Source organism: Sphingomonas sorbitolis (assembly GCF_036663875.1).
GTDB lineage: Bacteria > Pseudomonadota > Alphaproteobacteria > Sphingomonadales > Sphingomonadaceae > Sphingomonas.
The window spans coordinates 644,053-668,586 of record NZ_JAXOJS010000001.1 but is presented as its reverse complement, the minus strand read 5'-3'; the positions used below and the strand labels follow the sequence as shown (position 1 = coordinate 668,586).

The following is a 24,534-nucleotide window of genomic DNA, read 5'->3' as shown; positions in this document are numbered from 1 at the left end:
ATCACTGCTGAAGGACGATGCGACTGCCGTCGTCCGCGGATCGTTCGATCGCGGCAAGAATGCGGTGGACCGCGACGGCATCGTCGAAGCTTGGTGCCGTACGGGTACCATCACGCAGGTCAGCCGCGATGCGAGCATAAATACGCGCAACGTTTTCGGCAGCAGGATTCTCTGGAAAGCCGATCGACTGTTCGGACAGGTCAATCGGGGTAAACGCCGCGTCCGGGCCGATTGCCGCCTCAAGGCGCAGTGGTGCCAGCTGGACGTGACCGAACGGCGCGATGATCCGGACGTCGCCGTGCGTGCCATTAATCTCCCACAACAGGCCATTCCGGTCGCGCGGCATGCCACCGCGATAATGGATCGATACCGGCGCGCCGCTAACGAGCATGCCATTGACTAGAACCTGATCTGGCGCATCCGTCGGTATCTGCTCGCCGGTATCGTTCACGCGGGCGCTCGGTCGGCGGGTGGCCAGCACCGAGGAAAGCGTTGCCAGAGGCCCGAAGATGTCGGTCAGCGCTGCGAGCATGTGGCCCACCGGGATCGTGAGCATGGTCGCGCCACCCGCCTTGTCCAGCAGATAGGCGTCCGTACTCTTGTTCGCGACGGTGCCACCCCAGCCGCCGCCGCGCGCAACCACTGTCACGGAGAGGATGGTTCCAAGATCGCCGGCTGCGACCATCCGCCTGATGTGGACGATCTCCGGAGCGACCACGGCTTGCGTGCCGACGACGGCGAGGACGCCTTTCTCCCGAGCCAGGGTCGCCAGCGCATCCGCTTCGGCCAAGCCGTTGCCCAGCGGCCATTCGCAGTAGGCGTGTTTGCCCGCCTCGAGCGCGGCCTTCACGATCTCCAGATGATGAGCCACCTTGACGGTCACGGAGACCATGTCGATCTCTCGGGAAGCTACGAGTTCGGCGACGCTCGCAAAGGCTCGGCCAGCGCCTGTCTCCGCCACCGCACGTTCTGAACTTGCGAGAGTCGAATTGGCGATCCCCGCGATCTCGAAACGATCGGCGAGGGCATTCAATGCGGGAACGTGCGCCCGTGCTGCCCAACTCCGACCGGGCTGCAGACCGACTATGCCGACCTTGAGTTTTCGATCCGACATGCGTCTTTCCTTTATGGCACGTTGACCCGCTACAGGTACTGAGGGCGGTTTGACGCGCCAAGAACGCAAATCTTTAGGACTAGGTCACATGTCTCTGCCTACTCTTCCGCTCGTCACCGCCGACTGCCGGAGGATGAGCGGGGTGCTCAACATCGTCGGCGACAAGTGGACGGTGATGATTGTCATGGTGCTGCGCATCAGGCCGCACCGGTTCAATGACCTCAAACGGAGCATCGGCGGCATCAGCCAGCAAATGTTGACTCGCACGCTGAAGGCACTCGAACGCGACGGGATGATTGTGCGGACCGTTCATCCGACCGTGCCGCCAAAGGTGGAATATGCGCTGTCGGACCTTGGAATTTCGCTCGCACAGCCGGTTCGGCAGCTGGGCGATTGGGCCGAGGCTCACATGGACAGGATCGAGGGGAACCGCACCCGCTACGATGCGACCAAGTAGCGGAAGGGTCGGGAGCTTCGGGTAGCCGACGCGGTACAAGGCATTAGGTCGGTTGTAGGCAAAGGAAAGGACGAGAGCGCCCGATACCTCCTCGGGGCTATATTTTCGCTGGACCCGTTCCCGCGCGTTAGTCGCGTGGACCGCGACGTTCGCCGACCGTTCCATGCCGCGACCCGCGTCATGACTCCGATCGCATCGCGGCAGCTTGGAGCACCACTTACCAGCAGCTTTTCATATAGACGATACGTTTCGTCTCGCCTATACCTTTCTCGTAATGTTGGGCTGCGCGAGCGCTTTGCGTCCACGCAAAGGATAGAGATCGACTTTCATGGTTCGGAATGTCGCCCTAGTGTTCTGCCTGATGACCGCAGGAATGCTGGCGTCTGGGCAACTCTACATGTCGATTCCGATCGCAGACGCGGTCGCCGCCCACTTCCACGTCCCCACCGCGGATGTCGCGTTGATGAGCCCGGCGTTCGGCCTCGCTTATGCCGTCGGTTTCCTCTTTTGGGGACCGATGTCCGACCGGCTTGGTCGGAAGTCCGTTCTGTTGACCGGGTTATTCGCTACGGCCTTGGCCACTCTTTGCGTGGCCTATGCGTCGGACTTCTCGATCGAACTCGCCGCGCGCGTTGCTCAAGGGCTCTGCGCAGCCAGTATTCCGCCAGCTGGTATCGCCCTGGTCAGCGAGACGCTTAGCCCGCGTTGGCGTCCCTTCGGACAGGGCATGATGAGTTTTGCCTTCATCGCTTCCGCCCCCGTTTCACAACTTTACGCGCAGCGCGCTGGACTTGGGTTCTCCAGTCTCATCATGTCCACCGTGATCGGCTTTGCTGCGTGTGGCGTCATATTGGCGATCATCAATTCCAAGCACTCCGAGGAGGGTTCCCATCAGGCGCACCCGCTGTCGCACAGCATCAAGGATCTGTTCGCAAACCCGGTTGTCCTGACGCTTTGGGGCGCGTCCTGTACTGTCCTCTTCGGCTTTGTGGCATTTCAAACGCAGTTGAACGGTGCTTTGGGAAGCGCGGAATGGGATCCTCTGACCATTCGCGCCCTTACTCTGTTGGGCATGTTGGCGAGTTTCGGCGCGGGGTTCATCATCCGGCTATACGGGGATGTTCGCACGCTCCAGGCCGGGCTTCTAATTGCTGGCGGTGCTCTCGTTTCCACTACGTTCGGGGCGCCGCTTGCCGTCACGATCATCACCCTTTCTGTCGGCGTAGCTTTGTCGATCACGAGTATCGTTTCCGCGATCTCACGATCGGCTTCCCAAGGTAGCCGTGGTCTCGCGATCGCGGTGTATTCTTTCTGTCTGTTCGTAGGTGCGAGCCTCGCCCCGCTCTACTCGCATCTTGTTGCGGTCTCCGCCAAGAACGCATTGCTCCTGCCAGCGGGTTTGATGGTCGCCGCGGCGACCTGCCTGGGGATGCGCTGGATGCGAGCGCAGCTAGACCTGCGTCCTCAGGGGCGCCCTGCATGATAACGGGAGTTCCAAGATGGTAGAGACTATGAAGGCTGGCGCTGGTGTCGAAAAGCGTCCCGCCGAACGGCGCCGCAATCCAGATGTAACGGCGACCATTCTCGCCACCACCTACGCGTTGCTGCGTGAGCAGGGTTTTCGTCAACTCACCATCGAAGGTGTGGCCGCACGGGCGGGCGTTGGAAAAGCCACGATCTATCGCTGGTGGTCCAGCAAGGGCGCACTGGCCGTGGAGGCATTCCTGCTCCACGTGACTCCGGCTATCGACTATAGAGGGACGGGGTCATCGCGGCGCGACATCGCGCTGCAGATGCGCAAGCTCGCCCATGCGTTCGCGGGCGCCGACGGCACCATCATTCGGGAGATGTTGGCGATGGCCCAGTTCGACGGCGAAACCCTGCATCTCTTCAAGGAGGGGTATCTCGAACCACGACGCGTGGCGGCCCGCGAGATGCTGGCTCTCGGCGTGCAGCAAGGTGAGTTCCGATCGGATTTCGACCCTGATGTCATCATCGACGGCCTGTATGGGCCGATTCACCACCGCTTGATGCTTGGGCGTCCTACGGACGATGAGACGTTTCTCAAGACGATCGAGGAGGCCATGTTGTCGTCGATCGCCATGGTGCCTGACGTCGGGCGGTCGGATGCGAAGCATCTGGATTCAGACGATACCGCCCCATCTGGCGAAGTCGTTCGCAACCGTCGTCACAGGGGAGGTGCCGAATGAGCATCGTGAGCAGACTGCGCCGATGGAAACCGTATCTCCTTCCTGCGATCCTACTTGGGATCGCCGGGGCCATATTGGCTTTAGCCATTGCCTGGCGACCGGCGATCGCGCCGATCCACGCACCGGACCGGGGCTCCTTCGCACCGCAGCTCGTGGCGCTTGGCGCCAGTCTCGCGAAGATCGGCGATTGCGCCGTCTGCCACACAGCAGAGCGCGGGCGCCCGCTGGCCGGCGGCAGGGGGCTGCCGACGCCATTTGGCATGCTGTACTCCACGAACCTGACCCCCGACGAAGACACCGGTATCGGCAAATGGTCGGAGGCGGCCTTCCGCCGCGCTATGGTGGACGGCGTGTCGCGCGATGGAAGGCATCTCTACCCCGCGCTCCCCTACGAGCATTTCACCCATGTCGCTGACGAGGATGTGAGGGCGATCTACGCCTTTCTCATGACCAGGCGCCCGGTGAGGCAGGTTCCCCCGGCCAATCGTCTCATCCCGCCGTTGGGCTTCCGTCCGCTGCTGGCGGGTTGGAAGATGCTGTTCCTGAAGAAGGGCGCTTTCCAGAGCGACCCTGCCCGATCGGATGTCCTGAACCGTGGCGCCTATCTTGCCGAAGGGCTGGGCCATTGTGGCGGCTGCCATACCCCTCGCAACCTGATGGGAGCCGAACAATCGTCCCGCGCCTATGCGGGGGGTGTCGCCGAGGGCTGGCGCGCGCCTGCGCTCGACAAGACCAACCCGGCCGCCGGTTCGTGGACCACGGAGGCGTTGTACACGTATCTTCGAACGGGGATCTCGCCCGATCACGGCGTGGCGGCGGGATCGATGGGACCTGTCGTCGAAAGCCTGTCCGAAGCTGACGACAAGGACGTTCGTGCGATCGCTGCCTATATCGCGTCTGGCATGCAGGGCGGGTCCTCCACGCGATGGGCTCCGGTCGATCACAGTGTCGAGGCGGCGCGGGAATTCCCCAAGGGCGCCCAACTCTTCGCAGGCGCATGTGCGGCATGCCACGGCTCCGGCGCGCCGATGGCGTCGCAGGGACGCCCTCAGCTCGGGCTTGCGACGAGCATGCGAGACCAGGATCCGCAGAGTGCGATCCAGGCCGTGCTCGTCGGCGTCAATCCACCGGTGGCCGGTCGGGGACCGAAGATGCCGGGCTACGTCGACAGCCTGACGGACGAGCAGATCGCGCAGCTGCTTTCATATGGTCGCCGACGGTTCACCGACCTTCCGGTCTGGGACGGTCTGCAGAAGAAAGTCGTCAAGGCGCGCAAGGAGGCCGTCGAGCCATGAGCATCACGATCAAAGTCAACGGCACGAACCGGCGCGTCGACGCGTCGCCCGATACTCCATTGCTGTACGTCCTGCGTGAGGATCTGCGTCTCAACGGTGCCAAGTATGGCTGCGGGCTGGGGCAGTGCGGCGCCTGCACGGTGCAACTCGACGGAAAGGCGATCTTCTCGTGCGTCACGCCGGTTGGCGCGATCGAGGGTCGAAGCGTGAGAACTGTCGAGGGTCTCGGCACCGCGTCATCGATGAGCCCGCTGCAGCAGGCGTTCCTGGACGAACAGGCTGCGCAGTGCGGCTATTGCATCGCGGGCATGATCATGCGCGCGCAGGCGTTGCTAGACGCCAATCCCAGCCCGACCGAGCAGGAGATCAGATCGCACATGCAACCCAATCTATGCCGGTGCGGCACGCACAAACGGATCCTGCGCGCGGTCCATCGCGCCGCTCGCGGAACGCCGGCGGGTGCGGCATGAGCGTGGTGTCGCCAGACCGGTCCCGGTCGCGGCGCGATGTTCTCGCGGGCGGGGGCGTGTTCGTCGCGTTCAGCCTGGCCGTGCCGTCGCTTGCGCAGCTGGTGGCCGACGGGCGGGGCGGCAGGACGGAGATCAGCGGCGGCGAGGGCGGCCAGATGCAGACTGGCGGCGGCGAGGGCGGCAAACCCCAGATCCTCCGGCCGGACCTTCCGGGCAGCCTGAAGAGCAATCCCTTGCTGGATTCCTGGATCAGGCTCGCACCCGATGGGCATGTGACAGTATTCTCCGGCAAGGTCGAATTGGGCCAAGGCATTCGCACCGCTTTGTTGCAGGTCGCCGCGGAGGAGCTGGACCTGCCACCTGCCGTGATAGATTTCGTGACCGGCGACACCGCGCGCACGCCGCATGAAGGGCTGACTGCCGGGAGCCATTCGATGCAGGACAGTGGCACGGCCATCGCCAATGCGGCCGCAAACGTTCTGATGCTGTTGCGCGGCGAGGCCGGCAAGTTCTGGCAGCTCGACCCGACATCGCTGGCGACCTCCGGAAGGGGACACGTCGTCGCCCCTGACGGCCGACGTCTGGCTTACGGTCAGATCGCCGCCCGCCTTTCGCTGAACGTCGAGGCCAGGCCCGATGCGCCGCGTCGGACGCCGTCCGCATATCGCACCCTGGGTCGCAGCATGCCGCGGGTCGATATTCCGGCCAAACTCGTCGGCGGCGAAGCCTATGTGCAGGACATGCGCATGCCGGGGATGCTGCATGCCCGAGTCATCCGCGGTCCCAGCTTCGATACGACCCTGGTTGCGCCGCGGCTGGACGCGGCGCGGCGCATGCCCGGTGTCGTCGGCATCGTGCGGAAGGGCGACTTCATCGCAATCGTCGCGAAGCGCGAGTGGCAGGCGATCCAGGCCATGCGGGTCGCGCAAAGCTCGGAATACGAGCGCAAGGGCAGGGATCTGCCAGTCGGGAAGGATGCGCGCGTGCTTCAGTCCCTCGCATCGCGCGAGATCGTGATCCTGGACACGAAGAACGGCAACCATCCTGCTGTGAAGAGCATCAGCGCGTCCTACAGCCGGCCCTGGCTCAGTCATGGTTCGATCGGACCGTCCTGCGCCGTCGCGCTTGCCCGGAACGGGTCGCTTTCGATCTGGACCCACAGTCAGGGCGTGTTCGACCTCCAGCGGGTCGTCGCCGAACTCGTCAATCTGCCGCTGGACAAGGTGCGCTGCATCCATGTCGAATCGGCGGGATGCTACGGGCACAACGGGGCCGACGACGTGGGTGCCGATGCCGCGGTGATCGCGCAGGAATTTCCGGGTCACCCGATCAGGCTGCAATGGATGCGCGAACAGGAGTTCGGCTGGGAACCCGCCGGTTGCGCCATGGTGACGACCGTCGAGGCGGGGATCGGCTCCGACCGGCGCATCTCCCACTGGAATTACGAGGTGTGGAGCAATTCGCACAACAACCGCCCGGTGCAGTCGGGCGGCGTCCTTGTCGGGCAGGAACTCGATCCGCCGCGCCCCGCCCAGGAGCCGAAGCCGATACCGATGCCGGAGGGAGACGGAAGCCGCAACTCGAACCCGCTCTACAATTTTCCCAATATGAACGTGCTGTACCACTTCGTGCCCGAGATGCCGTTGCGGGTCTCGGCGATCCGATCGCTGGGAGCGCACCTGAACATATTCAGTCTCGAAAGCATGATGGACGAACTTGCGCATGCCACCGGCGTCGATCCGCTGGCGTTCAGACTGGCTTACATGGAGGACGAGCGCGCCCGCGCGGTCATGATCGAGGCGACGGACCGGTTCGGCTGGTCTCGTCGCCCCAAGGGAGATGGCCGGCGGGGGACCGGCATGGCGTTCGCGCGGTACAAGAACATCGGCGCGTACTGTGCGGTCGTCATGGAGGTCGAAGTCGAACGTGAGACCGGTGCCGTTACCGTCCACCGCGTCGATACGGCCGTTGACGCCGGGTTGATCGCGAACCCGGATGGCATCCGCAATCAGGTCGAGGGCGGGATCATCCAGTCTTTGAGCTGGGCTTTGCTCGAAGAGGTCACGTTCGACAGCAGCAAGCGGACCAGCTTCGAGTGGGGCAGCTATCCGATCCTTCGTTTCGAGGACATTCCGGGTGAGATCAACGTGCATCTGTTGAACCGGCCGAACCTGCCCTTTCTCGGCGCAGGCGAGACATCTCAGGGACCGGCATCGGCTGCGCTGGCCAATGCCATTGCCGATGCGACGGGGGTCCGCCTGCGGGACATGCCGCTCACGCCGACGAAGGTCAAAGCTGCGATCGGTCTGGACGGGTGATGCCGGTGTGCGCGAGCACCTGCGGGACGTCTTGGGCGTTCACGCACCGATCCTCGCTGCCGCCATGCTCCACTGTTGAAGGGTTGCCACTGCCCAAACGGGACAACGGTCATGACTGAAGCAAACCCATCGGCGGCGTTCTGGCATAATGGGATCCGCGCGACGAACGCCGACCGGGTCGTCCGGCTCGGCGACCCCCTGTCACGCATCGATGGCCCGTTGAAGGTATGCGGTACCGCGGAGTTTCCAGGTGACGTGCCCGTCGGCGGGCTGGCGTATGGGGCACTCGTTCTCAGTCCGATCGCGAAGGGCCAAATAGACGGGATCTCTCGCGACGCCGCCTTGGGGTGCCCCGACGTCCTCATGATCCTGACCCATGAGGACGTCGGAGAGGCGATCCGACACGTGGAGCATGTGATGGAGGGGGGCTGGGCGAACAGTAGCTGGCGCCCGCTTTCCTCCCCTGAGATCCGGTACGCGGGCCAGATCGTGGGGCTCGTGGTGGCGGAAACACTGGAAGCGGCGCGCGAGGGCGCGGCAGCACTGGATGTGACCTACCGCGCAGAGCCGCCGGTCACATCGCTCGGCGATCCGCGCTCGGACGTCCAACCGCTGTCTTCGGTTCGGCACGGTTTTCTGGACCGACGCAAGGGAAACCTCGACGAGGCGCTGATCGAGGCAACGGCGTGCATCGACGAGTTTTATACAACGCCAGTCCAGCACCATAATCCCATCGAGTTGCCGAGTACGACATGCCGATGGGACGGCGACCATCTGACCGTGTACGAACCGACGCGGTTCGTGTCCGCGGCGCAGCACGGCTTGGCGGCCCAGCTGGATCTCGATCCCGCAAAGGTGCGGATCGTTTCACCCTTCATCGGAGGGCATTTCGGCGCGAAACTCGCCTTGTCGCAGCACACGGCGATCTGCGCGCTGGCCGCGCGCCGCTTACAGAGAACGGTGCGTCTTGACGTAAATCGTGCGGATCAGTTCTCGATCGCGAATCACCGGACGGAGACGAGCCACAGGATCCGGCTCGCTGCGGACTGCGAGGGACGCCTGCGAGGCGTCGGCCACGCCGCCGACGTGGTCAGCTCGCGCTTCGACGCGTTCGCCATGGAAGGGACGGATGTATCGACCGCCCTCTACGCCGCGGACGCGATCGTCGCCGAGGAGCGGCTGGGGCGGGTCGACCGGAACACCCCGGGACCGATGCGCGCGCCGCCCGAGGTCCCATACCTGTTCGCGATCGAGAGCGCGCTGGATGAACTGGCCCACACACTCGACATGGATCCCGTCGACCTTCGCCGTCGCAACGAAGCCCAGGTCGATCCCGTCACCGGCAAGCCGTTCACGACACGCCCGATGATGCGGTGCTTCGACGCCGCGGCAGAGGCGTTTGGTTGGTCGGCGCGCAGACGGCGGCCGCGGACGGCCCTGTGTGACGGCTGGTGGGTCGGGTACGGCTGTGCGGCCGCGGCGCGGCCGGTCAAGACCGGACCAGTCGCGATCCGGCTGGTGCGGAGCGAGACCGGTGCGGTGCGCGTGGAGACCGGACATCATGAAATCGGGAACGGCCTGTATACGCTGCTCGCCGCGGTCGCATCCGAGCGCCTCTGCGTACCGCTCGACGCGGTCACGGTGAGCCTCGGCGACACGGACCTGCCGGCCGCGGGGATCTCGGGTGGATCGTCCACGACGACCAGCCTCGTCCATGCGCTGGCGCAGGCCTGTGCGGAGCTGCTCATGATGCCGGTCGGTGCTCGGGAGGTGTATCTCGAATACGTCCCGCCCGGCAGCGACGCCGGGACGCAGGCGGCACTTCGCACCGGTCACATGAAGCTCAGCAGTGCCTCGGAGGAAAAGCTCGCGTGGACCTTTGGCGCACACATGGTCGAGGTGCGCGTCAATTCCGTGAGCGGGGAAGTGCGGGTGGCCCGCCACGTTGGCGCATTCGCGGCCGGACGTGTTCTGAACCCGGTTGCGGCACGCGGCCAGTTTCTGGGCGGTATGATCTGGGGGCAGGGTTCCGCACTGTTCGAGAAGACGGAGATCGACGAACGGACGGGTGCCTACATCAATCGCGACCTGGGCGAGTATCTGGTGCCGACGGCCGCGGACGTCGGTGAGTTGGAAGCGATCGTCGTTGCCGATGACGACACGGAGGTGAACCGGGAAGGCGTGAAGGGGCTTGGAGAGATCGGCATCATCGGCGTCAATGCAGCCATCGCGAACGCGGTGTTCAACGCGACCGGCATACGGGTTCGCGACCTCCCCATCAGGCTCGAGAGTCTGCTGGGCCCGGTCTGATCCGGCGGCGGCGCGGCGACGCGGCGCAGCCGGCGGATCGACCGGGCCACCCGACTAGCGCTTTTCGGCGAGCAGGCGGGCGGCATTGCCCAGGATGACGTCGATCACCTGCGGTTCGAAACCGCTATCGCGAATGTGATCGAACGACTGCGCGTAGCTCTCGAGCGGAACGACGATGGGGTAGTCGCTTCCGGTGACGATCTGGGAAGCGCCGAACGCTTCGATCGAGACCTGCAGCGCGGCGCGTGATCCCCAGCCGACCGTATCGTAGTAGAACCGCCGCGCAGTATTCCCGGGGGACTTGATCATAATTTCGGATCGCGGCATCTGTCCATCCAGACGCTGTAGCGGCATAGGCAGAACACCGCCGAAATGCGGCACGATGAAGCGCAGTCGCGGAAAGCGCGAAGGGATCGCTTGATGGATGAGGTGGAGTACGGCCACACTGTCCTCCAGCGATGCCCCGAGGCAGATGGTCAGACCCCATTCGTTGACCGCCGGGGATCCGATCCCGGTCTGGCAGGGGTGGAGAAACCATCGACTCGCATTTTCCGATGGGGTGCCCGTTCAGATTTGTCACCGTCCGCCGCAAGCGAGTGCTGTTTTTCGCAAGCCACTCGACGGCCGGCGGCACCTGCGGCGGCAGCGGGCCACCGGGCGCGAAGGTCGCGCATGGCATTGCCTCCCGCCACATGACGTCCGGGAAGACGCTGGACGAGCGACCGGTCGCGAAATCGCAGCTCGAGTCCGACGGCGCTAGCGGGACAGCCAACGATCGCGCGTCGTCAGGGAATGTCGTCGCTCGTGCTCGACAGGGCGGTGCCGGACGGGAATCCCGCCGCCCGCCTCGTCCATCGCGACACCACCACTCTTGGCGGTGGCGAGTACGCCGGCCAAGGAGCGTATGGCGATGCCGTCACAGATCCGCGACCACCGTCGGCACGCCCGACGCCGCCAGATGGTCTGGCGTGGCGCACGGCGTCATCATACCAGTCAGGAGCTCTGCTCGTGGACGCCGCCGGATCGGCGGCGATGCCCGTTCGCCTGGCCATGTCAAGACGATACTCCGCCACTTCGACGTCGACGTGACCAGATGGGTCGGGTTGTGCACGTTCGGATCTTTCGGGCGATATCCGCTCGCCCGCTGGCCCAGTGGTGGCATCGAGGAATTTTTCCAAACGCAAGACTGCATCGATCGGCATTCCACCCCTTGTCAAACGTCTAACGAGGCGATACGTACCGTCTCGTCACCGGAGATCGCTGGTCACTGACGGCTGCCGGTGACGCAGCATCTGATCACGCCGGCGTGTCGATGCCGGTGGCTCATGCTGGTACCGCCGGGCATGCCCGGCCCAATATGAGGACGGGCGCCATGTCGACGATTGTTTTTGTGACCTATCGGGCCACTTCGAAGTCACGTTTCGATCGCGACTACTATCTCAACAACCATTTGCCGTTGGTCGCGACGTCTTGGGAAAAGTACGGGTACGAGGACTCGACCGCCCTGTTTCCGCTGAACATGTCGACGGATACGATCGCGATCTGCGAGCTTCGCTTTCGCGACGACGCGGCGCTCGCGGCGTCGTTGGCGTCCGACGAAGCCTCGGCAGTGATGGCCGACATCGAGAACTACACGAATATCACTGCCGAATTCTCGCGTCCCACGCCGCTCTGAGAGTCCGACGGGACGAGCATTCGCGGGCCGATTGACGGTCCAGGTCGATCTTCACCAAATCCTACCCACGCCTGCAAAGGCAATCAGACTGGAAAAGCCATGATTCTCATCCGCAACGGAACACAACCTTCGCGCAAGGGCACGGCCGAAGAGTTCACCGGCTCGGCACGGATCGATCTCCACAACGCGGCCCCCGCTCCCGTGAAGATCGGGATCGCGAGCGTGACCTTCGAGCCGGGCGCGCGCACCGCGTGGCATACGCACCCTCTTGGCCAGACGCTCGTCGTCACCTCGGGCGCGGGCTGGACCCAGTGCGACGGAGAACCGATCGTCGAGATTCGTGCGGGCGATGTGATATGGTGCCCGCCAGGTCATCGCCACTGGCACGGAGCCACGCCCACCACGGCGATGACGCACATCGCCGTGCAGGAAGCCGTCGATGGCAAGATGGTGCACTGGCTGGAGCAGGTCACCGACGAGCAGTATCTTGCCGGACCGCGAGACGCTTCGGTCTAGTTTCGACCCTCGAGACCTTGATGTGATCCGACGCATGGTCGGAGTCGGCGATCGAGTTCTACGCCTTGATCGCCGAGAACGGGAGATTAGCATGAAGACGTTTCTGAGCATCGGATCAGGCCCTGGCATCGGCACCGCCACGGCCGAATGCTTCGGGCGTGAAGGTTACCGGCTTGTCCTCACCTCGCGGGATGTGGCGAAGCTCGATCATCGGGCAGCCGAGTTGTCCGAGAAGGGCTATCGCGTCGAGACGCGTGCGGTTGATGCAGGGGATCTGGACGGCGTCGCGGCGCTCATCCGCGATGTTGCTGCCGAGTTCGAGACGATCGACGTCCTGCACTTCAACTCGGCCGCCATGCACGGCGGAACGATCGACCAGCAGGCGGCCGATACGTTCGTTCCCGATCTCACGATCAACGTGGCGGCGGCGCTGGTGGCGGTGCAGACCGTATCGCCCGCCATGTTGGCCCGTGGTTCGGGATCGATCCTGCTCACCAGCGGGGTGTTCGCGATAACGCCGAATCCGGAGTACCTGTCGCTCGGCATCGGCAAGGCGGCCATCCGTAACATGGCGCAGGCGTTGTTCGATCCCTTCAAGGATCGCGGCGTGCACATTGCGATGGTCAACGTCGCGACGCCGGTGGCGCCCGGCTCCGCCGAGGCGCTGGGTGTCGCCGACGCATTCTGGAATTTGCATGCCGCGCCCGCGGAGACGTGGGATTGGGAAGTCACATACCCTTCCTGATCCCGAGGGCGTCACAGTCCATTTGGACGTATCGAACCGAACTCCTCGATGATACCGGCAGGAAAACGTGCCTGCCGGTATCACTCAGGGATGACACCGCTCAAGACGGCCGGATGCGATCGCGTCGTCGCGAACTTCTGTAACGTTCAGCCTTTTGCCAGTCCGATCGCGGCCGGATCGCCTCGCCCCCTTTTGGCGCTCGGTTATCGTTGACCGACGATCTGTCGCGGACCGCGCCATCGCGGTCGGTTCTGCGCCACTGCCGCCATCTCGACTTGGCGGCAGAGTTCCGGACGAACTTGGCAAACAGGCCATAGAGGACGAAATTCGAACTCCCTCGATCAGTCAGACGACGGGGCCTCGGTTTGCCAAGGCGGGCAGACCGTACAGGTCATCGATCATGATCGATGCGCTGGCAGCCGCTCGGAACCCGAAGACGGCGGCGCCGCAGACGATTGAACGTTTCCGATCCGACCCGACCACGTACGCTGCTTGTATTTTTCGATGCGTGCCTGGTGAGATATCAGACGAGGATTTCGGGATCGGGACTGAACATTTTTCCTGGGTTCATGATGCCGTTTGGATCCATCGCACGCTTGATCGTCTGCATGGTCGCCAACTCGGTCGAGGACTTGTGCCGACGAAGATCGAGGATCTTCTCGCTACCGATCCCGTGTTCCGCGGAGATCGATCCGGATAGAAGGGTGACCAGTTCGTAGACCGCCGTCTTCACGCGACCGCTGAACTGCTCGACCTCCGATGGAGGCATCCCACGCGGCCATTTGAACGAGAAGTGGAGGTTGCCGTCTCCGATATGGCCCAGAGGATAGGGCCGGATCGATGGAAGGATCGCGAGAACGGCCTCGATGCCCCGTTCGATCAGTCGAGGGATGGAAGCGGTCGGCACGGAGACGTCGAATGTCAGGCCGGGTCCATCAGCGCGTGCGGCTTCCCCGACGCCCTCGCGCACCTTCCAGAGGCTCGCCGTCTGAGCCTCGTTCTGTGCGAGGACCGCGTCGAGAACCCTGCCGTTGTCGAATTGACCGACGAGGAACCGCGTCAATCGGTCCGCCAAGCTTTCGCCGCTCTCCTCGGTGGGCATGGATGACGACCACTCCAGCAGCAGGGACCACGACGTTTCGGCCGGCAACGGATCGGCAGTCCCTTCGACGTGCCGAACGACCATGTCGATCGCGGCCCGGCTCATCAGTTCGCATGAGGAGACGGCGTCGCCGGAGAATGCGATCGCATCGGCCAGGAGTTCGATGGCGGCTTGAGGATCGCGGATCGCGATCCACGCGGTCGCCGACTGCTTCGGGAGTGGCCAGAGCTTCACGACGGCCTTCGTGATGATTCCGAGAGTGCCTTCGGATCCGATGAAGAGATGCTTCAGATCGTACCCCGCATTGTCCTTCTTGAGCGATCTCAGACCGTTCCAGACGTTGCCATCGGGCAGCACGACCTCGAGTCCGAGGACGAGTTGCCGGGCGTTGCCATACCGCAGCACCTGCACGCCACCGGCATTGGTCGCTATGTTGCCTCCGATCGTGCAGGAACCCTCGGCGCCGAGGCTGAGAGGAAACAACAGATCCTTCGCGGCGGCGGCCTCCTGCATCGTCTGAAGGATGCATCCCGCCTCCACCGTCATGCAGTGGCCGAGAGGATCGATGTCGATGATCCGGTTCATACGGCCGAGCGACAGCACGACGCTTCGATCCGCATCCGTCGAAATCCCCCCACCCACGAGGCCGGTGTTTCCGCCTTGGGGAACGATCGCGATCCGCCGCTCGCCGCACAGGCGGACGATCCGTGACACCTCGCTCGTACTGACGGGCCGGACGACGGCGGCCGTCTGGCCCGACGATGTCCCGCGCCAGTCCGTGACGTAGGGCCGCTTTCCCGCCTCATCCAGCACCAGGCCCTTGTCGCCGACTATGGCATGCAATGCGGGAATCAGATCCGTTCCAGCGGAGCCCGCGGTTTCCGCGATCATGCTTACTCGGTTTTCCATGTAGGCTCCTGTGAAGCGGGGCTGGCAGGTCGGGAAATCGGTCGATGGCCCTTGCCAGGTGTCCGGGGGTTCGGATCTATCGGCGAAGCGCCGCGGACCGACGTCCTGGGGCACCCGCCGCGTCATCCGCGCTCGGCGCACGCGAGCCGCCCCCGTTCGAACCGTGCGTCCAGCGGATCGTGGCGACGCACACGGCTCCGGCCGACACGCATAGCGCCACGAAGGACAGCCCGGCCGTGAAGCTCCCCGTCGCGTCGTGAAGCACGCCGATCATCGCTGGCCCGACCGCGGTTCCGAGCATGCCGACCACGCTGATCGCCGCGATCCCCACCGCTCGCGCCGACGCAGAGAGATACTGCGGCGCCATGCTCCAGAAGATCGCCTGCGCCGAGAAGGTCCCTGCGGAACATAGGATCAGGCCGACGAACTTCAGCAGGGGTGCCTGGGCGAGCGCGACGGCGCCCCAGCCAGGGGCCGCCACCGCCATCGGGATGACCACGTGCCAGACCCGCTCCCGGTGCCGGTCGGAATGCGCGCCCCAGGCGGCCATCGTCACGATCGCGATCACGGAGGGAACGGCCGTGACCAGTCCGATCTGAAACAGACTGGCGTCGGGGGCTATGCTGCGGACGATCTGGGGCACCCAGGTCGAGTTCGCGCTGAGCGACATGACGAGGCCGAAATAGCACAGGGCGAGAAGTATGAGACTGGGTTGGATGAGTTGTCGCGGGGTCGACAGTTCCGGGAGGGGAACATTGCCCGCCTGCATCGTCGCAGCCTGCTCGTCCCGTTGCAGCGATCCGCGCAACGTGCGCTTCTCCTCGTCGGTCAGCCACCGGGCGTCTTCCGGCCTGTCGTCCAGATAGAACAGGGCCGCGACGCCCAGGAGGACGGACGGAATGCCCTCGAGGATGAACAGCCACCTCCACCCGGACAGTCCTAGAACGCCGTCCATCTCCAGGATGGCGCCTGAGATCGCCGACCCGAACAGGATGGTCAGGGGCTGAGCCATCACGAAGAGTGTGCTTGCTCGCGCACGATAGGCGTCCGGGAACCAATATGTGAGATACAGGAGGATGCCGGGCATGAAGCCCGCCTCAGCGAGGCCGACGAGCGCGCGCAGCGCGTAGAGGCTGTGAGGCCCCGTGGCGAAGACGCACGCGCACGAGGCGATGCCCCACGTGATCATGATCCGCGGGATCCAGAGCCGGGCGCCGACCTTGCGCATGGCCATGTTGCTCGGGATCTCCGCCAGCACGTAGGCCGAGTAGAATATGCTGCTGGCGATCCCGAACGACGCGACCGACAATCCGAGCTCCCGGTTCATGGAGAGCGCCGCGAAACTCATGTTTATGCGGTCCAGATAGGAACACACGAACAACAGGACCAGGAACCACATGAGTCGTCGGTAGACCTTGCGGTTAACCAGCTGCTCCCGAAGCGTGTCTTCCATATCGGCGTACCCGTCCTGCTTTTGCTCTGTCCGCCGGTCTTGCGGGGCAAGCGATTCCATTGACCGACGTCAGGCGATCCGCGGCATGTTGATGAACTTCCAGGGATCGGGCATCGCGCCCACCGGGACGTGGATCAGCAGGGGTGCGCCGGACTTCAGCCCGTCGCGGACGGCACTCTCCAGACCGCGGGCGTCCTCCACCTTGACGGCCGCCATCCCGAAAGATCTTGCCAGCGCGACGAAGTCGGGATTCCGAAGGTCGGAGACGATGGTGTGGCCGAACTGCTGCTGCTGCAGCCGTCGCACGTTCCCGAAAGCGCCGTCGTCGAATACGATCGCGACCACCCCGATACCGTGCTGCACGGCGGTCGCGAGTTCCTGGACGTTGAACATGAAACCACCGTCGCCACTGACCGATACGACCGCCTTCTCAGGGCAGGCGACCTTCGCGCCAAGGGCCGTCGCATAGCCCCACCCAAGTGTTCCCTGGTAGCCCGGTGTCAGGAAGGTTCGCGGTTCGTGCACGGGGAAGAGCAGACGGCTGGCGTAACCGACCTGCGTCAGCTCGTCCACGAAGATGCCGTCGTCCGGCAAGGCCGAACGGATGGCGCTCAGGAAATCCTTCTGGATCGAGAGTACGGCGAGTTCGTCCGCCACCTGATGCTTCAGCGCGCCTATCTCCGCCGCTCGCGACGGACGGTCCTGGCCCGCCAGCTGCTCGACCAGCGCGTGCAGCGCGTCCTTCGCATCGCCGAGAATCGCCACCTCGGGCGGAGCTATGCGCTCCATCTCGACGGCATCGATCTCGATGCGCACGATGCGGGTGCCGACCGGCACGCCCCACATCATCTGCTGGACCTGCAGCCTCGTCCCGACCGCCAGGACCACGTCAGCGCGACCCCACAGCCGGTGGCCCGTCGTCCAGTTCACGGCGAGCGGGTCGTCGCTATCGAGGATCCCGCGTCCCATACGGTTCGAGACGACGGGCGCCTGCAGCAGGTCGGATATGGCCTGCACCTCGTCCGCCGCGTGCAGCGCTCCGCCGCCGACGACGATCAGTGGCCTCTCGGCCGTGGAGAGAAGTGCCGTCGCCCGCGCGACCGCCTCCTGGTCCAACGCGATGCGCACTGGCGGCCGTGGGGATTCGCGGGTGATTTCACCGCGTCGGCCCCAGACGTCGATCGCGCACTCCAACGCCACTGGGCGGGGGCGGCCGGACGTCATCTGGCGGAACGCCTCGTTGACCAGCGGCTGGGCGTCCTGGGGCCCGGTGATGCGGTCGGCCCACTTGGTGAGCGAGCGCATCGTCGCAAGCTGGTCGGGCAGTTCGTGGAGGAAGCCGTGCCCAGCGCCGATGTGTCGCTGCGGTATCTGGCCGGTCAGAGCGAGAACGGGTGCATTGCAGGCGTATGCGGTACACAGCGCGCCGGCGGTGTTGAGCACGCCCGGTCCCGGTACGACGCAGTACGCCGCCGGTCGGCCGGTGGCCATCGCGGCGCCGAGCGCCATGTAGGCCGCGCCCTGCTCGTGGCGCGTGTGCACCGGCCGGATGCGATCCTGCACCTTGTAGACGGCTTCGAAGAAGTGGTCGTTCTGCACCCCGGGCAGGCAGAACAGCGTATCGATGCCGTTATCGATCAGACTCTCCACCGTGGCGTCGGCCACCGTACCTCTAGCGTTGGTCATGCTTGCTTCCTCAGTTTGCTGAATGGACGACGAGCCTGGTCGTCAGGAAGGCGTCCAGGCCTTCCGATCCGTTCTCGATTCCGTGACCGCTGTCCTTGACGCCTCCGAACGGCGCCTCCGGCAGCGCGATGGCGAAGGTGTTGAGCCCTATCATGCCGGCTTGGCAGCCGTCGGCTATACGGCGGGACGCGCCGACGCTTCCGGTGAAGGCATATGCGGCCAGTCCGTAAGGGAGGCGGTTCGCCTCGGCGATGGCGTCTTCCAGGTGTTGGAACGGCATCAGCGCGGCGACCGGCCCGAATGGCTCCGCGTTCATCACCTGCAGATCGGGCGTCCCACCCAGGATGACGGTGGGCTCGTAGAACGAGCCGATGTTGCCCATCCTCGATCCACCCGCGGCGACGTCGGCTCCATGGTCGATGGCGTCCTGCACGAGTTCCTCCATCGCCTCGACCCGTCTGTCGTGCGCGAGCGGTCCCATTCCGGTATCGGCCAGTAGACCGTCACCCAGTCGCAACTGGCGCGCCTTCGCGACGAACCGCTCGACGAAGTCGTCGTAGATGCGCTCGTGGACGATGAACCGGGTCGGCGACACGCAGATTTGGCCGGCGTTGCGAAACTTCGCGGCGACGCCCATCGTCGTGACGCGATCGACATCGGCATCCTCCAGCACGAGCACGGGGGCATGGCCTCCCAGCTCCAACGTGATGACCTTGAGATGCTCCCCCGCGAGCTGGGCGAGATGCCTGCCGACCGGGACGGACCCGGTGAAGGACACTTTGGCGATCGCGCGATGGGTCACCAGGTGGCGCGACACCACGTCCGGACGACCGAAGACCAGATTGACCACTCCGGCCGGCAGTCCGGCGTCATGCAGCGCCCGGACGATGTGCACTGCGATTCCCGGCGTCTCCTCGGCGGGCTTGATGACCACGGTGCAACCCGCAGCGAGGGCCGCAGCCAGCTTGCGCGCCGGCAGATCGGCGGGGAAGTTCCAGGGCGTGAACAGCGCGCACGGCCCGATCGGATACTTCCGGACCTGCAGGTCCACCGCCGACGACCTGGAGGGTATGATGCGTCCGTAGGCGCGACGCCCCTCCTCGGCGAACCAGTCGAAGACGTTGGCGGCCGACTCGACTTCGGCTCGTGCCTCCGCAAGCGGCTTCCCCTGCTCCAGCGTCAACGTCAGCGAGAGCGCGTCCCGTCTTTCGCGCAGGAGGCCGGCGGCGCGATGCAGGACTGCGGCCCGGTCGAACGCGCTGGTCGAACTCCAGGCGGGGAACGCGGCCACCGCCGCGTCCACGGCATCATCGAGGTCCTGCCGCCCCGCGAGCGGAAGTTCCGCCAAGACGGTTCCGGTCGCGGGGTTGAGGACCGGTATGGTGTCGCGGCCTCCGCCCCGCAGCTCCTCGCCGCCGACGATGAGGCAGAGCTTCGGGTAGGAGGAGCCGCCACCGTCGGCTGGACCGGTCGGGGGCGCGAGGTCCGTGCTCATTGTGCGTGATCCTCGACCGGTACGGGTCGTTCCTCGCGCACCCAGTTCAATTTGGAGAGCAGGGGAGCGTCGGACACCTCGAGCAGGACCGCATCGTCGGACGCTTCCAGCGTGTGCCGCTGCCAATGGGGTACCGCGATCATGTCTCCGGGCGCCCAGACGGATCGCGACGTCTCGAAAGTGCTCGTTCCGTTGCCGCGGACGACGGCGTAGATCCGGCTCACCGTGGAGCGCGGCCTGACCAGCTTCGACCCGGCATCGACGTGGAAGACGGTGCGATCGAACGTGAGAAGCGCGTCGTGGCCGAGTTCCAGCGATCGGATGCCCTCGCCGATCTCGGGGGACGCTGTCAGGACCGGGTAGTAGTCCTCGAAGCCGAACCGCATGGGGGAGTCGGGATCGACCCGGTCCGGGTTCTCCAGGCCGTCCGGATGGTGTTCGAAGAACATCGGCCCCAGCATCTGGACTAGAGGTGCGTCGAGGAAGTCGATCCAGTACGATTCCGCGGTGCTTTCGTTGCTGTGGCCGTGCCAGCAGCCCATGGGCGTGAGCAGGATGTCACCCGGCGCCATCGGCACCTTGACCCCGTCGACGATCGTGTAGCTCCCTGCCTCAGCCTCGACCACGACGCGCATGGCGTTCGGGCTATGCCGGTGGCTTCTCGCCGTCTCGCCCGGCTTCACCATCTGGTACGCCCCCACCAGGGTCGGCACGGTTGCATAGTCGTTGCCTGGGATGGGATTGGCCATGATCAGGTTGCGACGCTCGGCCCATGCCGGATCAACGAGATCGCCTGCCCTGTGCAACGCGGCGCGTGCCTCCTGGAAACGCCAATGCGCCGGTATGAACGTCTGCTTCGGCTCGGGGTAGAGGGACGGTGTGGGCTTGGCCCATCCGTTCCTCATCTTGACCTGCTCGAGCATGCCGTAGAGCGCTGGCAGATCCTTCGCCGACGCGAAGGCGGGGGTGGCGTCATGCATGGGCGTCGACTCCGTCTGATGGGGATGGCTGGGCGGCTCCGGCGAGCCCGTTGCCGCTCACGATCTCGAGGATCGACCGCGGATCGGCGGGGACCTCGTTCGAGCGCCACGCGACGTGCCCGTCCGGCCGCACCAGGACGAGCGGGTATCGATAGAGGCGCAGCACGTCCGGCTCGTCGAGCCAGACGATCGAGAGCGGCATGCCGATCGTGGCGGCCGCGTCGGCGAGCGGGGAGACGTCGATGCCGGTCTCGAAACTCAGCAGGGTGAAGTCTCGCCCGAAGAGGTCGAGCGTCGATCGGCCGTCACGCAGCCATGCGTGCGGCGCGCGGGCTCCGGGACGCGAGGACGGACGGTAGTCGATCGCGTCCACGAGCTCCGCCTTCGCCGCTTCGCGATCCTCGCCATCCTCGTAGATTATGATCGGCGACTCGAGGTAGCGGTTGCCCAGGTGCATGTTCAACGACAGCCATTCGCGCTGCAGTCCATCCGACAACGCCTTGCCGACCCGTTCGCGCGCCTCCCGGCCATCCTCGCTGTCCTCGAAGATCTGAGGGCCGCTCCGGGCGCCCTGCATGATCTCCAGATTGCCCGTGGAGAACTGCGTGATCCGCTGCGCGATCGGCCTGCGCTCGGTCGTGTACGACTCCAGCAGCTCCGGGCCGCCCCAACCGTCGAGTCTGGCGGACAGCTTCCACGAGAGGTCGACCGCGTCGCCGATGCCGGTGTTCATGCCGAGGCCGCCCGTAGGCGAGGTCCGGTGACATGCGTCGCCGCAGATCAGCACCGGCTCGGCTCCGTAGTCGTCGGCCACCAGTTCCGCCCGCGCCCATGGCAGGACGCTTATGATCTCGAACCTGAACTCCCGTCCCACGAGACGGTAGGCGATATCCCGGAGTTCATCCTCGCCGAGCGCGCGGCGTTCCAGCGACCCTATGATCGACATGCGCCAGAGGTCATCGCCGTTGATCGCCACGATGGTCGCCCAGATGCCGTTCGGCCCGACGAACATGTATCGGTAGCCCGGACGCTTGTCGTGCAGCTGATTGAACGTCGCGCAGCGGAAGATGGCATTGGTCGTGAACGTCAGGACGCCACGACCCCGCATCTCGATGCCCAGCGCATTGCGCACCGCGCTGTGCGCGCCGTCGGCGCCGACGAGGTAGCTCGCGCGGATCGTGCGCGTCCCGCCGTCCAGGTCGCTGACGACCGCCGCCACCCCCCGCTGGTCGGTCTCGAAGGATTCCAGGCGCTGCCCGTAATGAAGCGAGACCGTGGGCTGTGACGTCGCGAAGCGTCGCAGGATCGGGTCGAACATGTTCTGCGGGCACCGCTCGCGCTTCTGGGGACTTTCGGGGGGCGGGCGGTCGTCCGCCATCGACGGCATCGGCTGCCGCCCGAGCTCGTAGCCGTTCAACGCCGTCAGGTAGACGTTGTCCTGCGGATAGCTTCGAACATATGGCGCCGCCTCGACGTCTCCGACGATCCCCCAACGACGGCAGAACTCCATCGTGCGAATGCCGACCAGGTCCATCTTCGGTTGATAGATCGACCCGTCGCCCTCGTCGACGACCATGACCCGCTTGCCGCGCCAGCCCAGGTCTCCCGCCAGCGCCAGCCCCACGGGGCCTGCGCCGACCACCAGAACGTCTGTCTGAATTTCCTCGCCCACTGCTGCTGATTCCTCTTGCTTTCCGGTCAGACCATAAACTAACAAGACCGCAGTGCAACAGCGATCTGGTGAAAACGTGTCGGTTTTTACCAGATATAAGATTGGAAACGGTCCGACTTCTTCGGTCAGACCATACTAGGTAGGGCGATGTCATGAAGCTGGTCTGCTTCGACGAATACAGGATTGGCGTCGTGATCGATGGCGCGGTCCGAGACGTGACGGACGTGATCCCGTCGGCGTTGGACGCCTTGCCCGCGCACCGGATGAACTGGCTCATCGCCAACTGGTCGGACGCGGCGGATGCCGTGGGAATCATGGCTTCACGTGGGGGTGGCCGCCCCCTGGCGGAGGTCAGGCTGCGGACTCCGGTGCCCAGGCCGGGCCACGTGTTCGCAGCCCCTGCGAACTACAGGAGCCATATCGGCGAGCTGAAGGAGCGTGCGGTCACCAAGGCAGGGCGATCGGCGCGCGAGCAGGGGTTCTTCCTGAAGGCGCCCGGGTCGGTCGTCGGCGCACACGACGAGATCGTGCTGCCCAAGGGGTCCGGTCGGCGCTTCGATCACGAGTCGGAATTGGCGGTGATCGTGGGCAGGGCGGGGCGGAACGTTTCGCGCGCGTCGGCCCTCGACCACGTGTTCGGCTACGCCTGCCTCATGGACATCACGATGAGGATCGAGCCCGGTACCGGCGAGGAGGAGCGGTCCATGCGGAAGTCCTTCTCCTCGTTCACTCCGATTGGTCCCTGGATAGTCACCGCGGACGAGGTGGGCGATCCCGGCGAGCTGGCCAACCAGCTCTACGTCAACGACGATCTGCGGCAGGACGCCAATACGAGCGACATGATTGTCGACGTCGCGGAGCTGATCGAGCTGGTCTCCTCGGTGCTGCCCATCGAGCCGGGCGACATCATCGCGACCGGGACGCCGGCCGGCGTCGGTCAGATCGTGGCGGGCGACCGTGTCAGGATCGTCATCGAACGGGTCGGCGAGATGGCGTTGAACGTCGTCGAGGCCGACCACGTCGCGCCCCGCGCCTACTAGTCCGCAAGCGCCGAGAGACTCGACATGGACAGCTCTTCTCCTCACCCGACGATCGGAGGTCATCCGACCTTCGATCTGCGAGGCGAAGTCATGAACGAAACACAAGACGTTCCGAAGCACCTGTCACTGTTCGAGCCCCTCGGCGAGAAACGGATATCGGAAGAGGTCGCCGACCGCATCCGGCGGTTGATCGAGGAGGGGAGCCTGCGGATCGGCGATCGGCTGCCGCCGGAGCGGGATCTCTCGAAGCGGCTGGGGGTCAGTCGCTCCGTGCTGCGCGAGGCTCTGCGTACGCTGGAGAACAAGGGTCTCGTCCGACTGAAGCCGGGGAAGGGCGGCGGCGCGTTCGTGGCCGAGTTCAAGACCGACACCATCTCGGAATCGATCGGAGACCTCCTGCGGCTCGCCCGCATATCGCTTCCCCAGCTCACCGAGGCGCGGACGTGGATTGAGGAGGTCGTCGTCCGGGTGGCGTGCGACCGGGGAGACGAGACGGACTTCGTGGCGCTGGAGGAGAACGTCGCTCTGGCCGAACAGCTCTTCGCCGAGGGCAAGATGCTGGAGAAGCTCGACGTCAACATCGAGTTTCACAACGTGCTCGCCGCCGCGACGAAGAATCCCATCCTCGTCATGATGACGAAGACCCTGGGCGGCGTGATGCGGAGCTTCGCCATGCGGCTCGGTGCGGAGACGACGCGAAGCGTCATCAGGTCGCGGACGACCTTCATCGCGCTGCTGCGTCAGCGAAACGCCGACGGCGCTGTGCTGGAGATGCGTGAGCAACTCCAAGCGATCGAGCAGGTGTATGTCGAACTCGCAAAGACACGGGGCGCTTATGATTTGACGATCGACAATGATCTGAAGCGTGGAGAGGGTGCATTTTCCTCTCTGTCGAACGAGTAGGGGATGAGTGTTTGGTCTGTTCGAAACCGTGATCGAATGGACCCGGATCTTACGATGGTTCATCCCCAGCATATGAATAGTGCGACCTTTATTTGTTAGTCGTTACTTTGAGAACACCCATGGGCCGATCGTCGAAAACGCTTAATTCGAGCTTTCGTGCGGCAATAGTGGGCAACGTCCAACC

At 64.8% G+C, this 24,534-nt stretch carries 21 protein-coding genes; 12 read left to right on the top strand and 9 right to left on the bottom strand.

Annotated elements, in window-relative coordinates:
• Position 1: 1 nt before the first annotated feature.
• Complete coding sequence (locus U1763_RS02750) at positions 2-1,114, bottom strand: Gfo/Idh/MocA family protein (RefSeq protein WP_332753999.1); 1,113 nt, start codon at positions 1,112-1,114, stop codon at positions 2-4.
• A 133-nt stretch (positions 1,115-1,247) separates the two neighbouring features.
• Here U1763_RS02750 and U1763_RS02745 point away from each other — a divergent pair, with 133 nt between their 5' ends.
• The 7 genes from U1763_RS02745 to U1763_RS02715 all read left to right on the top strand — a co-directional run bounded on the left by U1763_RS02745 (position 1,248) and on the right by U1763_RS02715 (position 10,174).
• Positions 1,248-1,571, top strand: coding sequence for a winged helix-turn-helix transcriptional regulator (locus tag U1763_RS02745; protein WP_332753998.1), 324 nt, complete (start codon positions 1,248-1,250; stop codon positions 1,569-1,571).
• Between the two features lie 328 nt (positions 1,572-1,899).
• A complete protein-coding gene (locus tag U1763_RS02740) occupies positions 1,900-3,054 on the top strand; it encodes an MFS transporter (RefSeq protein WP_332753997.1) in 1,155 nt (384 codons plus the stop codon).
• A 16-nt stretch (positions 3,055-3,070) separates the two neighbouring features.
• Positions 3,071-3,781 carry a TetR/AcrR family transcriptional regulator gene (locus tag U1763_RS02735; RefSeq protein WP_332753996.1) on the top strand — a complete coding sequence of 237 codons (711 nt, stop codon included), beginning with the start codon at positions 3,071-3,073 and terminating at the stop codon, positions 3,779-3,781.
• Entirely contained in the window at positions 3,778-5,076 is a 1,299-nt protein-coding gene (locus tag U1763_RS02730; RefSeq protein WP_332753995.1) for a c-type cytochrome, read from the top strand. Before U1763_RS02735 ends, U1763_RS02730 begins: the two co-directional genes overlap by 4 nt.
• Positions 5,073-5,546, top strand: coding sequence for a (2Fe-2S)-binding protein (locus tag U1763_RS02725; protein WP_332753994.1), 474 nt, complete (start codon positions 5,073-5,075; stop codon positions 5,544-5,546). The genes U1763_RS02730 and U1763_RS02725 overlap by 4 nt, the downstream gene beginning before the upstream one ends.
• Positions 5,543-7,864: a xanthine dehydrogenase family protein molybdopterin-binding subunit gene (locus tag U1763_RS02720; protein WP_332753993.1), complete on the top strand. Its 2,322-nt coding sequence runs from the start codon at positions 5,543-5,545 to the stop codon at positions 7,862-7,864. The genes U1763_RS02725 and U1763_RS02720 overlap by 4 nt, the downstream gene beginning before the upstream one ends.
• A gap of 111 nt (positions 7,865-7,975) precedes the next feature.
• Entirely contained in the window at positions 7,976-10,174 is a 2,199-nt protein-coding gene (locus U1763_RS02715) for a xanthine dehydrogenase family protein molybdopterin-binding subunit (RefSeq protein ID WP_443026880.1), read from the top strand.
• A gap of 54 nt (positions 10,175-10,228) precedes the next feature.
• Here U1763_RS02715 and U1763_RS02710 read toward each other — a convergent pair whose 3' ends face one another.
• Positions 10,229-10,630 carry an amidohydrolase family protein gene (locus U1763_RS02710; protein ID WP_332754400.1) on the bottom strand — a complete coding sequence of 134 codons (402 nt, stop codon included), beginning with the start codon at positions 10,628-10,630 and terminating at the stop codon, positions 10,229-10,231.
• A 460-nt stretch (positions 10,631-11,090) separates the two neighbouring features.
• Positions 11,091-11,285, bottom strand: a complete 195-nt coding sequence (locus U1763_RS02705) for a hypothetical protein (protein WP_332753992.1) — start codon at positions 11,283-11,285, stop codon at positions 11,091-11,093.
• 261 nt (positions 11,286-11,546) lie between these two features.
• Between U1763_RS02705 and U1763_RS02700 the strand changes: the two genes are divergently transcribed.
• From U1763_RS02700 to U1763_RS02690, 3 genes are all read left to right on the top strand, one after another.
• On the top strand, positions 11,547-11,849 hold the full coding sequence (locus tag U1763_RS02700) for an EthD family reductase (protein WP_332753991.1): 303 nt from the start codon (positions 11,547-11,549) through the stop codon (positions 11,847-11,849).
• Between the two features lie 99 nt (positions 11,850-11,948).
• The gene (locus tag U1763_RS02695; protein ID WP_332753990.1) at positions 11,949-12,365 is read left to right on the top strand and encodes a (R)-mandelonitrile lyase; all 417 of its coding nucleotides are present in this window, start codon (positions 11,949-11,951) and stop codon (positions 12,363-12,365) included.
• Positions 12,366-12,456: 91 nt separating this feature from the next.
• Positions 12,457-13,110, top strand: a complete 654-nt coding sequence (locus U1763_RS02690; RefSeq protein ID WP_332753989.1) for an SDR family NAD(P)-dependent oxidoreductase — start codon at positions 12,457-12,459, stop codon at positions 13,108-13,110.
• Between the two features lie 523 nt (positions 13,111-13,633).
• On the opposite strand, the gene U1763_RS02685 is transcribed toward U1763_RS02690, so the two are convergent.
• From U1763_RS02685 to U1763_RS02660, 6 genes are all read right to left on the bottom strand, one after another.
• Entirely contained in the window at positions 13,634-15,121 is a 1,488-nt protein-coding gene (locus tag U1763_RS02685) for an FAD-binding oxidoreductase (protein WP_332753988.1), read from the bottom strand.
• Between the two features lie 76 nt (positions 15,122-15,197).
• A complete protein-coding gene (locus tag U1763_RS02680) occupies positions 15,198-16,634 on the bottom strand; it encodes an MFS transporter (RefSeq protein ID WP_332753987.1) in 1,437 nt (478 codons plus the stop codon).
• Between the two features lie 9 nt (positions 16,635-16,643).
• Positions 16,644-18,239: a thiamine pyrophosphate-dependent enzyme gene (locus U1763_RS02675; protein WP_332753986.1), complete on the bottom strand. Its 1,596-nt coding sequence runs from the start codon at positions 18,237-18,239 to the stop codon at positions 16,644-16,646.
• 31 nt (positions 18,240-18,270) lie between these two features.
• Entirely contained in the window at positions 18,271-19,755 is a 1,485-nt protein-coding gene (locus U1763_RS02670; protein WP_332753985.1) for an NAD-dependent succinate-semialdehyde dehydrogenase, read from the bottom strand.
• Positions 19,752-20,735, bottom strand: a complete 984-nt coding sequence (locus U1763_RS02665) for a cupin domain-containing protein (RefSeq protein ID WP_332753984.1) — start codon at positions 20,733-20,735, stop codon at positions 19,752-19,754. Before U1763_RS02665 ends, U1763_RS02670 begins: the two co-directional genes overlap by 4 nt.
• Positions 20,728-22,407: an FAD-dependent monooxygenase gene (locus tag U1763_RS02660; RefSeq protein ID WP_332753983.1), complete on the bottom strand. Its 1,680-nt coding sequence runs from the start codon at positions 22,405-22,407 to the stop codon at positions 20,728-20,730. The genes U1763_RS02665 and U1763_RS02660 overlap by 8 nt, the downstream gene beginning before the upstream one ends.
• A gap of 152 nt (positions 22,408-22,559) precedes the next feature.
• On the opposite strand from U1763_RS02660, the gene U1763_RS02655 reads away from it, so the two are divergent.
• Both U1763_RS02655 and U1763_RS02650 read left to right on the top strand, forming a co-directional pair.
• Complete coding sequence (locus tag U1763_RS02655) at positions 22,560-23,447, top strand: fumarylacetoacetate hydrolase family protein (protein ID WP_332753982.1); 888 nt, start codon at positions 22,560-22,562, stop codon at positions 23,445-23,447.
• A gap of 90 nt (positions 23,448-23,537) precedes the next feature.
• Positions 23,538-24,350 (top strand): FadR/GntR family transcriptional regulator, encoded by an 813-nt coding sequence (locus tag U1763_RS02650; RefSeq protein ID WP_332753981.1) that lies wholly within the window; start codon positions 23,538-23,540, stop codon positions 24,348-24,350.
• Positions 24,351-24,534 lie beyond the last annotated feature (184 nt).